General features: G+C 37.8%; 14 protein-coding genes. 11 read left to right on the top strand and 3 right to left on the bottom strand.

Annotated elements, in window-relative coordinates; translation table 11 throughout:
- Nucleotides 1-203 precede the first annotated feature (203 nt).
- From PN497_RS13640 to murQ, 8 genes are all read left to right on the top strand, one after another.
- Nucleotides 204-608, top strand: a complete 405-nt coding sequence (locus PN497_RS13640; RefSeq protein WP_096565726.1) for a DUF3110 domain-containing protein — start codon at nt 204-206, stop codon at nt 606-608.
- 175 nt (nt 609-783) lie between these two features.
- Nucleotides 784-1,464 carry a response regulator transcription factor gene (locus PN497_RS13635; protein ID WP_096565724.1) on the top strand — a complete coding sequence of 227 codons (681 nt, stop codon included), beginning with the start codon at nt 784-786 and terminating at the stop codon, nt 1,462-1,464.
- 79 nt (nt 1,465-1,543) lie between these two features.
- Entirely contained in the window at nt 1,544-2,932 is a 1,389-nt protein-coding gene (locus PN497_RS13630) for a sensor histidine kinase (protein ID WP_096565722.1), read from the top strand.
- A gap of 118 nt (nt 2,933-3,050) precedes the next feature.
- A complete protein-coding gene (locus PN497_RS13625) occupies nt 3,051-4,025 on the top strand; it encodes a sodium-dependent bicarbonate transport family permease (protein ID WP_096565720.1) in 975 nt (324 codons plus the stop codon).
- 96 nt (nt 4,026-4,121) lie between these two features.
- Nucleotides 4,122-4,754, top strand: a complete 633-nt coding sequence (locus PN497_RS13620; RefSeq protein ID WP_199301872.1) for a P-II family nitrogen regulator — start codon at nt 4,122-4,124, stop codon at nt 4,752-4,754.
- A gap of 117 nt (nt 4,755-4,871) precedes the next feature.
- Nucleotides 4,872-5,546, top strand: coding sequence for a carbonic anhydrase (locus PN497_RS13615; protein WP_096572566.1), 675 nt, complete (start codon nt 4,872-4,874; stop codon nt 5,544-5,546).
- Between the two features lie 164 nt (nt 5,547-5,710).
- Nucleotides 5,711-6,991 (top strand): proton extrusion protein PcxA, encoded by a 1,281-nt coding sequence (locus tag PN497_RS13610; RefSeq protein ID WP_096565719.1) that lies wholly within the window; start codon nt 5,711-5,713, stop codon nt 6,989-6,991.
- Between the two features lie 185 nt (nt 6,992-7,176).
- Nucleotides 7,177-8,100 carry an N-acetylmuramic acid 6-phosphate etherase gene (murQ, locus tag PN497_RS13605; protein ID WP_096565717.1) on the top strand — a complete coding sequence of 308 codons (924 nt, stop codon included), beginning with the start codon at nt 7,177-7,179 and terminating at the stop codon, nt 8,098-8,100.
- A 286-nt stretch (nt 8,101-8,386) separates the two neighbouring features.
- On the opposite strand, the gene PN497_RS13600 is transcribed toward murQ, so the two are convergent.
- Nucleotides 8,387-9,610 (bottom strand): tetratricopeptide repeat protein, encoded by a 1,224-nt coding sequence (locus tag PN497_RS13600; protein ID WP_096572565.1) that lies wholly within the window; start codon nt 9,608-9,610, stop codon nt 8,387-8,389.
- A 340-nt stretch (nt 9,611-9,950) separates the two neighbouring features.
- Between PN497_RS13600 and PN497_RS13595 the strand changes: the two genes are divergently transcribed.
- Complete coding sequence (locus PN497_RS13595) at nt 9,951-10,730, top strand: phosphate ABC transporter ATP-binding protein (protein ID WP_096565715.1); 780 nt, start codon at nt 9,951-9,953, stop codon at nt 10,728-10,730.
- A gap of 410 nt (nt 10,731-11,140) precedes the next feature.
- On the opposite strand, the gene PN497_RS13590 is transcribed toward PN497_RS13595, so the two are convergent.
- Together PN497_RS13590 and folK are read right to left on the bottom strand one after the other, a co-directional pair.
- Entirely contained in the window at nt 11,141-11,689 is a 549-nt protein-coding gene (locus tag PN497_RS13590; protein WP_096565713.1) for an NUDIX hydrolase, read from the bottom strand.
- Between the two features lie 98 nt (nt 11,690-11,787).
- Nucleotides 11,788-12,285, bottom strand: coding sequence for a 2-amino-4-hydroxy-6-hydroxymethyldihydropteridine diphosphokinase (gene folK / locus PN497_RS13585; RefSeq protein WP_096565711.1), 498 nt, complete (start codon nt 12,283-12,285; stop codon nt 11,788-11,790).
- 347 nt (nt 12,286-12,632) lie between these two features.
- Here folK and PN497_RS13580 point away from each other — a divergent pair, with 347 nt between their 5' ends.
- Together PN497_RS13580 and psb35 are read left to right on the top strand one after the other, a co-directional pair.
- Complete coding sequence (locus tag PN497_RS13580) at nt 12,633-14,942, top strand: transglycosylase domain-containing protein (protein WP_096565709.1); 2,310 nt, start codon at nt 12,633-12,635, stop codon at nt 14,940-14,942.
- An 83-nt stretch (nt 14,943-15,025) separates the two neighbouring features.
- Complete coding sequence (gene psb35, locus PN497_RS13575) at nt 15,026-15,223, top strand: photosystem II assembly protein Psb35 (RefSeq protein ID WP_096565707.1); 198 nt, start codon at nt 15,026-15,028, stop codon at nt 15,221-15,223.
- The last annotated feature ends 46 nt before the right edge of the window (nt 15,224-15,269 follow it).

The raw sequence follows: 15,269 nt of genomic DNA, 5'->3' as shown, positions 1-15,269 counted from the left end.
TTAAACGCTGCGATTAATTTAAAAAAAGAAGCGGTCAGATTGATCGTGTTAGCCTGTGGACTAGATAGTGCCGACACTGCTAGGGTGAAACAGGAAGAAAAAGCCAACTTTTGTTAGCATTAGTTAGCTTTTTTGTATCGGCACAATCTCGAACTTTAATAGAAATAATATAAACGTCAAGTCAAAGGATTAAAGGATTAAAGATGCGTGTTTTTGTACTACTATTCAATGCGGGAACTGATAATGAAGGGATTCACTCGATTCGGGTGGGCGATCGCAATACAATCATGATGTTTGAATCAGAAGATGATGCCACCCGCTTTGCTTTAATGTTAGAAGCGCAAGATTTCCCCACACCGACGGTTGAGGGAATGGAAGAGCAGGATATCATAGACTTTTGCAAAAGTGCGGGTTTTGGCTGGGAACTTGTGCCAGAAAATAGTAATACCGTGGTGACACCTCCAGAACAGAACGTAGAAGAAACTGATTGGAAACCAGAAAGTCAAACTCAAAATAACTATGATAACTATAGTTCTCAGTCAGAAGAACAGCAAATGTCTGATTCTGAACTAGACAGCTTCCGTCGCCGACTAGAAGGGTTATTGTAAGTAGTCATTAGTCATTAGTTGTTGGGAAAGTAGGGAATAGGGAATAGGGAATAGGGAATGAGTTAACAATGTTACCCAGTCACCAGTTACCAGTCACCAGTCATCAGTCACCAGTCACCTGTTCCCTTACCTCACCAATAAATTCTCAACTAAAATAGGATTGCTAGATTGCTATATGCGAATTTTGCTAGTTGAAGATGAACCAGGAATAGCCCAATTTATCAGTCAAGGACTCAGAGAGATGAGTTACGCTGTTGATGTGGCTCATGATGGTGAAGAAGGTAAGGAATACATCTTTGCTGCTGAGTATGACATTATCATCTTAGATATTATGCTACCCAAAATTGATGGGTTAAAGCTACTAGGAGAATTTCGCCAGCAAAAAATTAAAACTCCAGTCTTACTTTTAACAGCACGGGATACTGTAGAAGATCGGGTAAAAGGATTAGATCATGGTGCAGATGATTATTTAGTCAAGCCATTTGCATTTTCAGAATTACTGGCACGGTTACGAGCTTTGCAACGTCGCCCACCATTACAATTTAACACCATTTTACAGGTTAGTGATTTAACTATGGATGTAGTCACAAGGGAAGTTCAGCGTGGAGGACGTTTCATTGAACTTAGCCCCTTAGAGTTTAAACTTTTAGAGTATTTATTGCGTAATTCCAATACAGTAGTTACCCGTACACAAATAGGTGAACACGTTTGGGATTTTGATTTTTATAGTGATTCTAATGTTGTAGATGTATATGTTGGTTATTTGAGACGGAAAATAGATCGGGGTTCTGATCAGCCACTACTGCATACAGTTAGAGGAGTAGGATATTGTCTCAAGGGAATAGGTGATAGGTGACTGGGGATTGGTGATTGGGGAAAAATATTTACCTCCTGACTCCTGACTCCTGACTCCTTGAAATCCTGACTCCTGCTGTATGTTTTCTCAACGATTTAATCAAAGTACAATTAGAACTCGTCTAACAACATGGTACATACTGCTTTTGGGCTGTACGCTAGTAGTTTTCGATACCTATTTATATATTCAATTAAAACATAGTTTACTTGGTCAATTAGATACAGCTTTGCAGGTTGCAGCTTCGGAAACTTTTGCTGAAGTGATTCAGGTAAATGGTCATCCTACTTTGAAGATCAAACAACAGTCTGAAACTATTACCCGTAAGTTAACTAATGCTGGTTTTTCCGTGCGTTTGGTTTCTCCCCAAGGTGAAATTTGGGATGGTATCGGTAGTTACAAAACCATACCACCGATGATGCCCGTAAAAATGGGTTATACCAGTGTTACTGAATACGGCAAGATTTGGCGAGTTTATACTCAACCATTATCTTTATCTTCCACTGCTGGTTGGTTACAAGTTGCCCAATCTCTAGATCCTATTTCTGAAGCTTCAGAACATCTGCTGACTTTGATGCTTTTGAGTTTTCCTTTAATTCTCTTAATTGCAGCTTGTGGAGGTTTATTTTTAGCGGATCAAGCGTTACGTCCTATTGGTCGCATTATTCGCACTGCCCAGGCAATAAGTCCTAATGATTTCACCCAGCGCATCGGTTATCAAGGTTCAACAGATGAAGTGGGAAGATTAGCTATCACCTTGGATGGGATGTTAGATCGCTTGCAAGCTGCATTTGAGCATGAACGCAGATTTACAGCCGATGCTTCTCATGAGTTACGCACACCTTTAACAGTGATTAAAGGCAGACTGGGTGTAACTTTAAGTAGAGAGCGTACACCAGAAGAATATCATCATACCTTACAAGAATTACAACGGGAAGTTGATCGTTTGATTCGTCTTGCTAATGGTTTGCTTTTTCTCACTCGTTTGGATCAAAGTGAATCTGAATATCAATGGACTTTGACAAATGTTGATTTAAGCGAGTTACTAGAAGTTCTCATTGAGCAAATTCAGCTTTTAGCAGCAGATAAAAATATTACCATCTGTGCAAGTATAAAACCCTTACTTTACATTACTGGCAATTCTGATCACTTAACCAGTTTGTTTTTAAATTTACTAGATAACGCCATTAAGTACACATCCCCGGAAGGTAAGATTAGTGTAGAAACATATCGTGAAAATGAACAGGTGAAAGTAACTATCACTAATACGGGTAAAGTAATTGCAGCGGAACATTTACCCCATTTGTTTGAGCGTTTTTATCGTGCAGAAAGCGATCGCTCACGGTATACAGGTGGATCAGGATTAGGTTTAGCGATCGCCCATGAAATTGTTCGCTTACACGGTGGTAAAATTTATGTCACCAGTAACCCCCATCAATTCACCACATTCACTGTAGAATTACCATTTTGATACTGCCAACTTAATTCTAAGAAAATTCTTAATTTCTTCTCATGCTTTTCTTAAAATTTGTGGACTAATTTAGAGGGTAGTTCATAAAGTTTTCTAATGCTGAGGAAAGAAAAAATCAATGGATGGCAGTTTAATTCTTTTTAACATTCTCAATCCCCCTGTGTTGTTCTTCTTTTTGGGAATGCTGGCGGTTTTTTTAAAATCAGATTTAGAAATTCCCCAACCCTTACCAAAATTATTTTCACTGTATTTGCTGTTATCCATTGGTTTTAAAGGCGGACATGAACTAGCAGAAAGTGGCATTAACTCGCAAATAGCAATGACGCTGATAGTTGCTATTGTCATGGCTTCTATCGTACCAGTATACACCTTTTTTATTCTCAGAATCAAGCTTGATCATTACAATGCAGCTGCTATCGCTGCTACCTACGGTTCTATTAGTGCAGTCACCTTTATTACCGCTAGTTCTTTTCTAGAAAAACTGCACATTCCCTATGGGGGACACATGGTAGCAGCATTAGCTTTAATGGAATCTCCAGCTATTATTATCGGCTTAATTCTGGTGAGAGCATTTGCACCCAAGACAGAAGGTGAAGAAGGATTTTCTTGGGGAAAAGTGATGCACGAAGCTTTTTTAAATGGCTCAGTGTTTCTGTTAGTTGGTAGTTTGCTAGTTGGACTATTAACAGGAGAAAAAGGTTGGGAAAAATTACAACCATTTACTCAAGGAATTTTCTACGGTGCGCTGACTTTCTTTTTACTTGATATGGGATTAGTAGCAGCCAGAAGAATTAAAGATTTAAGTAAAACCGGTTCTTTCTTAATTGGTTTTTCTGTTTTCATTCCTGTTGTCAATGCTATCTTAGGAATTTTGATTGCAAAAGTCTTGGGAATGGGAGAAGGAAATGGACTTTTATTTGCGGTTTTATGTGCCAGTGCTTCTTATATTGCCGTACCGGCAGCGATGAGATTAACTGTTCCCGAATCTAATCCTAGTCTTTATGTTTCTATGGCTTTAGCTTTAACATTCCCCTTTAATATTATTGTGGGAATTCCTCTTTACTTACAAATTTTAAAACTTGTTGGTGTATAGATCATTAGTCTTTTGACCATAGATTCACAAACATGAAATTACAAACATCAGAAATTGCTGTTTTCTGTCCAATAGGTATTAGTCTAGGTGTTATTTATGGAACTCGTTAACCGAGTAGAAATCATTGTCAGCACCCTGGAACAAAGAGAAGTTATAGATATCCTTAATTCTGTGAAAGTTCCTGGATATACATTAATAGAAAATTCTTCCGGTAAAGGGGATAGGGGGATTTGTTATAACGATTTGGGGCGAGAATTTAGCAATAGTTATATTTCTACTATTTGCACCAATCAAATACAATTTGAATACCTGCTCAGAGATATTTTACCCATCCTCAAAACCATTGGTGGTATTTGTTTAATTACCACGAGTAATTCTCTGATATCAGATAACTTTTCCCCCAATCTAACAAGTCTAAATTTATCAATCCCTATTATGCAAGAAGTCCAAAAAGTAGAGATTGTTATTGATACATCTCACATTGAAGATGCTCTGAACATTTTAGAAATCGTCTCTGTTTCTGGATATACAATTATTAAAGATACCTCTGGTAAAGGTGATCGAGGTTTAGTATCTTCCGATATTGACTATGAATTTAGTAATAGTTACATTATGACAGTTTGTACCAATCAAAAACAATTAGATAATTTAGTGGAAAAAATCACCCCTCTGCTGAAAAAAATCGGAGGTGTGTGTTTAGTAACTGATGCAAAATGGGTTAATCACTAAATAATTAAGGAGTCAGGAATCAGAATTTTTGATCAATAAGTAGATTATTAAATTTCTAGGATGTTGCAGATACCAAAAGAATAAAAACACTAAAACGAAAATCACATGAATTCTACAATGCCAATGAAAAGAATTATCAAAGGACTGAACGAATTTCAAACTAACTATTTCACAATTCATCAGGAAATGTTCCGCCAATTATCTCAAGGACAAACTCCTGAAATTCTCTTTATTACTTGTTCTGATTCTCGCATTGATCCGAATTTATTAACACAAACTAAACCAGGAGAACTGTTTATTATTCGGAATTTGGGTAATATTATTCCCACTCATGGAAGTCCTAATAGCAGTGAAGGTGCGGGAATTGAATATGCTGTTTCTGCTTTAAATATTAAGCATATTATTGTTTGTGGTCATTCTCACTGTGGTAGTATGAAAGCACTCCTACAATTAAATAATTTATCTGATGAAATGCCTTTAGTTTATGATTGGTTAAAACGCAATGCCGAGTCTACCCGTCGTCTTTTGCGAGAAAACTATCAAAACTATGATGGGGAAACATTGCTAAAAATAGCTGTAGAAGAAAATGTTTTAACTCAAATTGAAAATTTAGAAACCTATCCTGTGATTCGTTCTAAATTACATGGTGGTAAAATATCTCTCCATGCTTGGGTTTATGAAATAGAAACAGGACAAATTTTTGCTTACAATGCTAATGATAGTAAGTTTGTGCCTTTAAGTTCTGACGCTTTCCCCGTTCCCGATCCTTTAGCTTGTTTAAAAGCAGGTTAATTGAGAAAATATTTATTTAATATTTATTTTTTGATGAGGTAGAAAAGTTAAAGTTGATAAATACATAAACTTTGGATTTAAAAATCAATTTTTATCAATTAATTCAAAGTTTATCTACCTCATTATTTGATTTTTTAGGAAACATTTAGCCATCTACTATCAAAATGAAAAATTACGTAAATTCAGATTTTTCAGATCACCTAAATATAGGGAGTCAATGGTTTTTACGCACACCAGAAAGAGCATTAGAACAAGCATATAAAATGGCTTTAAAAATTAAAGATATTGAATTAGAACATTTTGCAGGGGATAAAGTATCTAGTCAGTCAGGTGATTACAGTCAAAATGTTTTAGATTGTTTTCAGACAGATGTGGAAAAATATTTAAAGATTATTAAAATCAGAGTTGTAGAATTTAAAGTGAGTCGATTTTTTATCAAAAACTCTAATTACGCTTTTTTGGATAAACTAAAATTAATTGATGAAGTTCTCTCCAGATACAAAAATGAGGATTTAGAATTATCTAATTCTAATGTTGTAGCTTATTCTCAAAAACCAACTCTTACCAAGTTAGAATCTCACCAACAACCACCAAAAAATTCCTCTCAACTAACATCAAAACTCAGTTTAGAAAATATTGAACCAGTCACCAAAAAAACTGGTATTTTTCCCAGATCCATTGGTAGAACATTTCGTAAAATTACCAATGATATGAGTCCAAGTTCTGAACAGGAGGTATTGCGGAATTTTCAAGCATCGAGAAAAATTACCAAACGAGCTATTAACTGTTTGTTGTTATTAATTCTCATTCCCTTGTTAACTCAAGAATTGTCTAAAAAGTTTTTCATACTTCCTGCTGTAGAACATTTTCGCAGTGTTGAAAGTACACCTATTTTTCTGAACTGGGAAATGAAAGAGGAAGCACTAAAAGAATTGCAGTCTTTTGAGGAAGAATTAAAATTTGACAATTTATTGAAACATTCTCCTCAAATTTCTGTCGAAGCTATGGAAGAAAAAATTTCACTCAAAGCAGAAGAATTAGCAGAAGAATTTAAACATAAAAGTAATAGTGCAGTGGCAAATGTTTTTGCGGATTTATTAGGTTTATTTGCTTTTGCAGTTGTGGTAGTCATCAATAAAAAAGGGGTGATAGCTATTAAAAATCTGCTGAATGAAATTATTTATGGTTTAAGTGATAGTGCCAAAGCATTTATCATTATTTTATTCACAGATATTTTTGTAGGTTTCCATTCTCCTCACGGTTGGGAAGTGATTTTAGAAAGTATTGCTAGTCATTTGGGTATTGCCGCAGATAGAAATGCTATTTTCCTATTTATTGCTACATTCCCAGTAATTCTAGATACTATATTCAAGTATTGGGTTTTCCGTTATCTGAACCAGATTTCACCTTCAGCAGTAGCAACACTGAAAAATATGAATGAATAGGTAATTAATTGATAATTGATAATTGACAATTGTTTCATTTAAGGTTTAAAACCTCCCCTTTAAAGGGGAAAAAAATTTCCCGTGGGTTGCGTTATCTCGTAACCGAAATTACAATATCAATTATTTTGTAACCTAACCGAGTAGTATTGACTGATAACGGATAACGGATAACTGATAACTGAGAAATGACAAATTTACAAGAACGCGGACATCTACTCACAGAACAAGTAAATCCTAATAGTCTGAATTTAGACCAACTAAATTCTTTGGAATTGGTAGAATTATTTAATACTGAAGACCAAAAAGCGGTAGCTGCTGTTGCCGGTGCAAAGGTTGAGTTAGCCGCAGCTATTGAAAAGACGGCTGAACGTTTACATCAAGGTGGACGTTTATTTTACATCGGTGCGGGAACAAGTGGACGGTTAGGGGTGTTAGATGCGGCTGAATGTCCACCTACTTTTTGCACATCTCCAGAGTTGGTACAGGGTATTATTGCTGGTGGTGCGGGGGCGTTGTTACGCAGTTCTGAGGGTTTAGAAGATTTAGCGGAAGATGGTGAAAGTGCGATCGCCCAACACAAAATTAATCAACTGGATGTAGTCGTCGGTATCACTGCTGGGGGAACTACTCCCTATGTTCAAGGTGCATTAAAAGCAGCACGCCAAAGGGGAGCTTTAACAGTTTTCATCGCCTGTGTTCCCGCAGAACAAGTTCCCTTTGATGCAGATATTGATATTCGCTTGTTAACAGGACCAGAAATATTAGCAGGTTCAACTCGGTTGAAAGCTGGTACTGCGACAAAATTAGCTTTAAATATCCTTTCTACCAGCGTGATGGTGAAATTAGGGAAAGTTTACGGTAATAGAATGGTGGATGTTGCGGTAACAAATCAAAAATTACGCGATCGCGCTTTAAGAATTTTACAAGATTTAACCGGTTTAAGTCGAGAAGCCGCAGGTTTCTTATTAGAACGTAGTGGTAAATGGGTGAAGTTGGCTTTATTAATGCACTGGACAAATTTAGATAAAACCGCAGGTGAGGAACTTTTAGCAGTGCATAAAGGTAATTTGCGTGTGGCTGTGGATACTTATCAAAGGAGTCAGGAGTAATACCTTGTTATCTCGTTTATCTCGTTATCTCGTTCCCAGTCTCCAACTGGGAATAGACCTCTCCAAAATAGAATGTATTAATTTGTCATAAGTTGTAGGGGCGAAGCTTATGAGCGATAATTTAACGGAAAAATCAGACATCTAGATATCCCATAAGCTTCGACCTGCCCCCATAAATAGGTTCCATAATTTCTTTTCTGGAGATGTCTAATGTCTGTATTCCTTACCTGTTCACTGTTCTCTGTTCCCTCTCCCAAATATAAAATTTATTTTGCACGACTACTTATTACAAATTCTTTTTTGACAATGTTTCAATCTTCTGGGCAAAATATATCTCTTGATGTTTAAGTTGTCTGGCTATTTCTAACCCTTTTTCAAACGCTGCTAATGCTTTTCCCTCTTCTTTCTTTTCTAAATACATTTCTCCCATTTGATCATAAGCTTGCATCAAACCATAAAAATTAGTCGCTAATGTTTCCGTTTCCAACAAAATTCTACTAGCTTGCAAAGCTTCATTAATTTGATTTTGGGAACGATACAACCTAATTAACTTTTGCAAAGCTTCACTCGCCGCCACATACTGTTCTAATTTCCAAGCAGTAACATAAGCTTCTTGATAATTATTAAAAGCTTCTTGCAGAAAATTGGGATTTTCTCTGACCAAAGATTGATAATTTTCTGCTATTTTGATTTTTAAAGCCGGAACTTGAGTAAGATTCTTATTTCTATTATAAATTGCCGCTAACTTATTCAAAACATTGATCGCTTGTCGGGGTTGTTTACCCTGTTCATAAATATAAGCTAGTTGTTGCAAATATGCTAATTCATTGTTTCTATCACCTCTATTAATAGCCAAATTGAGCAATTCTTCGTAAGTTTTAGCAGCTTGAGAATAATCAAACCAACTTAAATGTAATTCCCCCAGAGTATTTAAAGTTGCTAATTCAGTATTAACATCTTTTTGTTGTCTCACCAATGTTAAAATCTGCTCGTAAGCACCTACAGCTAATTTGGGAATACGCACATTTTGGTAAGCTTCACCAAGCGATCGCCATAATTGTAAATCTGTACTTTTCTCCTTTAACATCTGTTTTTCAATCTCTTGCAACCGCTGAGTAATATACATTACCTGTTCACGCTCATTTTCCTGCCAAGCGATCGCCCCCACCCTTGATAAAGCTTGCACCTGGGCTAAAGAACCTAAAAAGCGCAGCAGTCGTAATTCTCTATTCCAAATATCAAAAGCAGCGGTTTTATCTCCCCTTTGAAAAGTCGTTATCGCTTCTTGGTTTAACTCATCCAGTGCAGTTTTCAACTGTTGCAGTTCGTCAGTAGTTAACGGTTGTTTTTTCCATGAACTCCTTACCAGAGGATCAGGTGTAGTCATTTCCAAAGGACTCGGAGGAAACCACCTCATTTGTTCTGGTTTTTTATTTTGTGCCAGTGTGACAAAACTGCACAGATGCCAGACAATAATAGTAGTAACTATAAAACTCCAGCGTCTTACCATAAACAACTCACTTTTTTCTTGTCCTGTTGAAAATAGTCTAGAAAATTTACCCGTCATATCTTGTACCAGCATCTTCTTGCTAACATCCCAGTTAACATCCTAGACTGTAACCCTGATTATGGCCTAAGATTATCATTACTCACCTGACCTGATTGAGAATCATAACAGATGTGAGATTACCAGCTTATTTGACGCACACCTATTTATTATGTTTCTCAATCATTCAATTTTAGATTTTAGATTTTAGATTTTAGATTTTAGATTTTAGATTTTAGATTTTAGATTTTAGATTTTAGATTGATTCACAACATAAATCCCTATTTCCTATTTCCTATTTCCTATGAGTAAAATAATTCCTGCCATCCGAGTTAAAAATTTCAGCTCTTATTACGGAATTCAAAAAATCATTGAAGATGTCTCAATGGATATTCCACAAAATAAAATTACCGCGATTATGGGACCTAGCGGTTGTGGTAAGTCCACATTTTTGAAATCTCTCAATCGCATGATTGAACTAGAAGGAGAAATACAAGTTGAAGGAAACGTTGAATTTTTTAGTCAAAATATTTATGGTCGTCGTGTCAACTTAAATCGCCTACGTCGTCAAATTACTTTAATTTATGGTAAACCAAATCTTTTTCCCATGAGCATTTATGATAATGTAACCTATGGAGTAAAATTAATCGGATGGCATCCCAAAGCAGAATTAGATGAAATTGTCGAGTTAGCACTAAAAGCTGCCGAACTCTGGGAAGAACTCAAAAATAAACTTCATAAATCGGCTTTAGAATTATCCTTTGGACAACAACAAAGGTTGTGTATTGCCCGTGCTTTAGCAGTTAAACCGCAAGTCCTCCTTATAGATGAACTTTGTGCAGGACTTGATCCCATTTCTACGATAAAAATTGAGGAACTTATCGAATGTTTGCGTTCTGAATTAACAATTGTATTTGTCTCTCACAACATCCAACAAGTTTCTCGTTTATCAGATTTCACAGCTTTATTTTACTACAATGAAAATCATATTGGGCAGTTACTAGAATTTGCCCCTACCAAGAAACTTATCACCCATAACTTTGATTATCGCTTGCGAGATTATGTTTCTGGACGTTTCCACTAAACCTGGTTTCCATCATAGCTGGGATAAATAATTCATAATTGATAATTCATAATTGATAATTCATAATTAAATTTATACTTTACTCAGGGACTTAAACATTGCCTGTAAGATACACCACAGGGGAATAAGCTGTTACACAGCTAAATTGTATAATCCTAATGTTCTGAACTCTTGTTTAACAGGCAAGATGCCTGTTCCACTTATACAAATTAAATGCACAACAGCTTAAAACCCTTTTTAATTATTAATTAGGGTTTGCTGAATAAATGTGACAATATTACAAGTAAAGGGTCTTAGCCTGCTGGAAGTTAAAAAAGTGCAAGACTTTACGAGGTGGGAACTCAAAAACCTTGCATTTAATTTCTACACAAAAGGCATCACCAAGTGCCTTTTCTAGCAGCATATCACCATTACATCAACAAAGAACGAGCTAGGAAAAAGCTGGCTATAGTTTTCGCATCTACAGGTTGTCCTTCACGAATAGCTGTTTCTAGTTCTTCAGGAGTCAAAAATACAGTTTCGATATCTTCATCTTCTTCTTGCTGTGGCGGAGTTTCCAGCTTTTCCAAATCTCTAGCCAAAAAAGCATAGATAATTTCATCAGAATAGCCAGGAGCTAAGAAAAACTCTCCTAGTTTATCCCACTTATGAGCGCGGTAGCCTGTTTCTTCTTGTATTTCCCTTTTTACCGTTTCCAAAGGTTCTTCATTAGGTTCTACCGTTCCTGCGGGAAATTCTAACAACCTACCTTGAACTGCAAAACGATATTGACGGACAAGAATCAGTTTACCATCTTCGGTAACAGGAAGAGCCAGAGCGCCACCGGGATGACGAATACACTCCCATTCTCCTTCAGATTTATTAGGTAAACGCAAACGATTCACTTCAAAATCAAATTTGCGCCCTTTATGAAACAAACGTTGCTTGAGTAGCTGTGGTAATTCTCTACCTAGTGGCATAGTCCAATTCTATTGTCTGCAAATACTCAGAATATATACGGGGGATGCTTGGGAAATCAGGGTGTTTCTGCTGCCAAGGATGGTAATTTAATAGTCGGTTATTCATCCTTAACTAAGTGTACATCAGAACGGTCTACTTCTTGCAGCAGATTCTCAATTGTACAACCAGATAGGGGTTCTCTCCAATTTGGGGCAATTTCTGCCAATGGGACTAGGACAAAAGCTCGCTCGTGCATCCGGGGATGAGGGATCTGGAGATTTGGCTCGTTTAAGATTAAGTCATCATACAACAATAAATCTAAATCTAAAGTTCTCGGTCCCCAATGCTCTCGACGCACACGACCAAATTTTTGTTCAATTGCTAACAAGCTGGTTAATAAAGCTTGTGGAGATATTTCTACTTGCAATATGGAACAGCCATTTAAATAATCTGGCTGTGGCGGTCCTACGGCTTTGGTTCTATACCAACTGGATTTTGCTTCGAGAATAATACCAGGGGTTTGGGCTAAAGTCTCTAAAGCGGCTGCTAAAGTTCTTTGGGGATCACCCATATTACTGCCGAGAGCGATCGCACTTCTGGCGAATTTTTTAGACATTCTTTTGCTGCTGAATGCTCTTGCTAGGAGGCAGGGGATCAGTTTTGCTGCATCAGCTACCAACTTTCTCCTATTTGGTAATAAGTCTTGATCTCCCTGAAATTATTTAATCATCTTTAAAAGCCAATGGAAATAACGGTTTGGCAAATAAATCAATTTTACCTGAATTAATTGATTATTTATAAGGTATGATGTTCTAACGCTATGAGCGCAACAACCCTAGCCTTTCGGCATCAATAATCAACTGAAGTAGCTCTGAGGAGAAACTGCTCTTGCCACTTGGGAATCATCATAAAAACGAGGAGTCCACAAACGAGGAGTCCACACCTGAAAACCTACCGCCAACTATGCTGGTGCAGGCAAGGCAGTTACTTAACCAGATGACGAGTTTATCATCTGGGATGGTTGCCAGTATTGGTAGGAGCGATAAACCTTTTTATCGTCGGTTCTGGTTTTGGACTGGCTTAGGTGTAGTCGGTTTAGGTGGCGGGATCATTGCCTGTAATTATGGGATTAGTGTAATAGACAGTTCTTTACCGGATAAATCACAACTGAATGCGGTAATACGAGAGCAAACACTTACTATTCAAGCCAGTGATGGAACTGTTCTCAAACAGCAAGGAGAAGCCACTAGGGAACAGCTAAAGCTAGAACAAATCCCAGAGAACTTAAAAAACGCTTTTATCGCTTCAGAAGACAGAAGATTTAAACAGCACAATGGGATAGATGCTCAAGGTATTCTTAGAGCAGTTGTGAATAATTTGCGATCGCAAGATGTGGTGGAAGGTGGTAGTACCATCACCCAACAAGTAGCAAGAATACTCTTTCTCACCCAAGAGCGCACCATCTGGCGCAAACTCAAGGAAGTGCGTCTGGCTCAGAAAATGGAACAAGAACTCAGTAAAGACCAAATTTTAGAGCGTTACCTAAATTTAGTCTATTTGGGTTCTGGTGCTTATGGTGTAGCAGATGCGGCTTGGGTCTATTTTAATAAATCCGTGGATCAACTGACTTTATCAGAAATGGCCACCATTGCCGGACTTGCTCCTGCTCCCAACACTTACGCCCCAAATAAAAATCCTCAAGCAGCTATGGCAAGGCGAAATCAAGTGTTAAAAAGGATGCTGGAAAATGGCATAATTACACCAGAACAACAGCAAGCCGCTATTCAAGAACCACTCACAGTTAATAGCAATTTACCGAGACGCTTTCAAGTTGAGTTTCCTTACTTTACTTCCTACATTCAGCAGGAATTACCAAAATATGTTAAGCCTGATGTGTTAGCAGCAGGAGGGTTAGTAGTAGAAACCAGTTTAAACCCGACCTGGCAAAAGGCAGCAGAAGCAGCAGTGGCTAAAGTTCTCAGAACTCAAGGTAGTTGGGCAAATTTTAAAGAAGCCGCTTTAGTAGCTATTGATCCCCGCAATGGGGAAATTCAAGCAATGGTAGGAGGTAAGGACTTTAGCGAAAACCAGTTTAATCGTGTAACTCAAGCGCAAAGACAACCAGGATCAACATTTAAAGGTTTTGTCTATGCTGCGGCGATCGCTACAGGTAAGAGTCCCTACGATGGCTATGTGGATGCACCATTAGTAGTAGATGGTTATGAACCAAAAAACTACAATGAAAAATTCTATGGCTCAATGAATCTCAAAGATTCTCTTACCCGTTCTATTAATACAATTGCAGTAAGGGTATTAATAGATGTGGGATATGAGCCAACCATTAAACTAGCACAGGATATGGGGATTAAATCGGAACTCAAGCCTACCTACTCTTTAGCACTTGGTTCTAACGAAGTCAATCTCCTAGAATTAACCAGTGCTTATGGTTCTTTTGCTACCCAAGGTTTACATACAGAAGCGCATGGAATTCGTCGCATCCTCAACCGTCAGGGTGATGTGATTTGGTCTGCTGATGTCCAACCTCAACGGGCTTTAGATGCCGATAGTGCCGCCATTATGACGTGGATGCTACGCAATGTAGTCACAAATGGTACTGGTGCTGCTGCCCAATTAAATGATAGACAGGTAGCAGGGAAAACAGGAACATCAGATGAAGCCCGTGATTTGTGGTTTATTGGCTATATTCCCCAAGTAGTGGCAGGAGTTTGGCTAGGTAATGATAATAACCGCCCTACCAATGGTAGCAGCACCAGCGCCGCTTATACCTGGCATGAATTTATGGAAAAAGCCGTTGAAGGAATGCCAGTAGAAAAGTTTCCTGCACGTCCCAAATTAGAAAATCGCAAAGGTACGATCAAAGCTCAACCGATCAAACCGAAAAAAATTGTTAATACTTCCATTGCATCTAATAATCAACAATCAGATCAGGATGATGGTGATTCATCAACCAGACGCAGACGCAGACGCAGAAGCTCTTATTCTGAAGTAGAACAGCAATCAAACTACACTTCAAGACGTAGACGACGTTACCGACAACAAGAAGAGTCCACTTCCAGAAGACGGAGGCGCTTTGATTCTCAATCAGGGAACAATTCTGGTGCAGAATCATCTCGTTCTAGAAGACGAAACCGCAGACAAGATTCAAATTCTGCTCCTCCTGTAAACAATAATTCCTCTGGATCTTCCCCATCCAAACCTTCTTGGAGAGAACGCCTGAAACCAGGTTCTTCTTCTTCCTCCCCTGGTGAGTAATATTTCCCCCAGTGGCAGATGTAGATGGTCAACTCGTTTTATACTTTGTAAAGAAGTGTTACAAACAATAGGATAATATAGTCATGACATTATTACTGGAAACAGCAGCACCCGCAGCAGCAGGTAATCATTTTCCATTAGCTTTTACTTTAGTGTATGTAGTTGGTTTTATTGCTGCCGTTACTATCGGTTCAATCGCTTGGTACAACTCCAAACGTCCCGCAGGTTGGGAAAGCAAAGAACGTCCTGATTTTGTTCCCAAGGTGGATAAAGAGTCATAGGAGGCAGGGAGCAGGGAGCAGGGAGCAGGGAGCAGGGAGCAGGGAG

Origin of the sequence: Sphaerospermopsis kisseleviana CS-549 (genome assembly GCF_028329225.1) — a bacterium.
GTDB lineage: Bacteria > Cyanobacteriota > Cyanobacteriia > Cyanobacteriales > Nostocaceae > Sphaerospermopsis > Sphaerospermopsis kisseleviana.
Note: the sequence above shows the minus strand (reverse complement) of the source record. Positions and strands in the feature narration are given on the sequence as shown.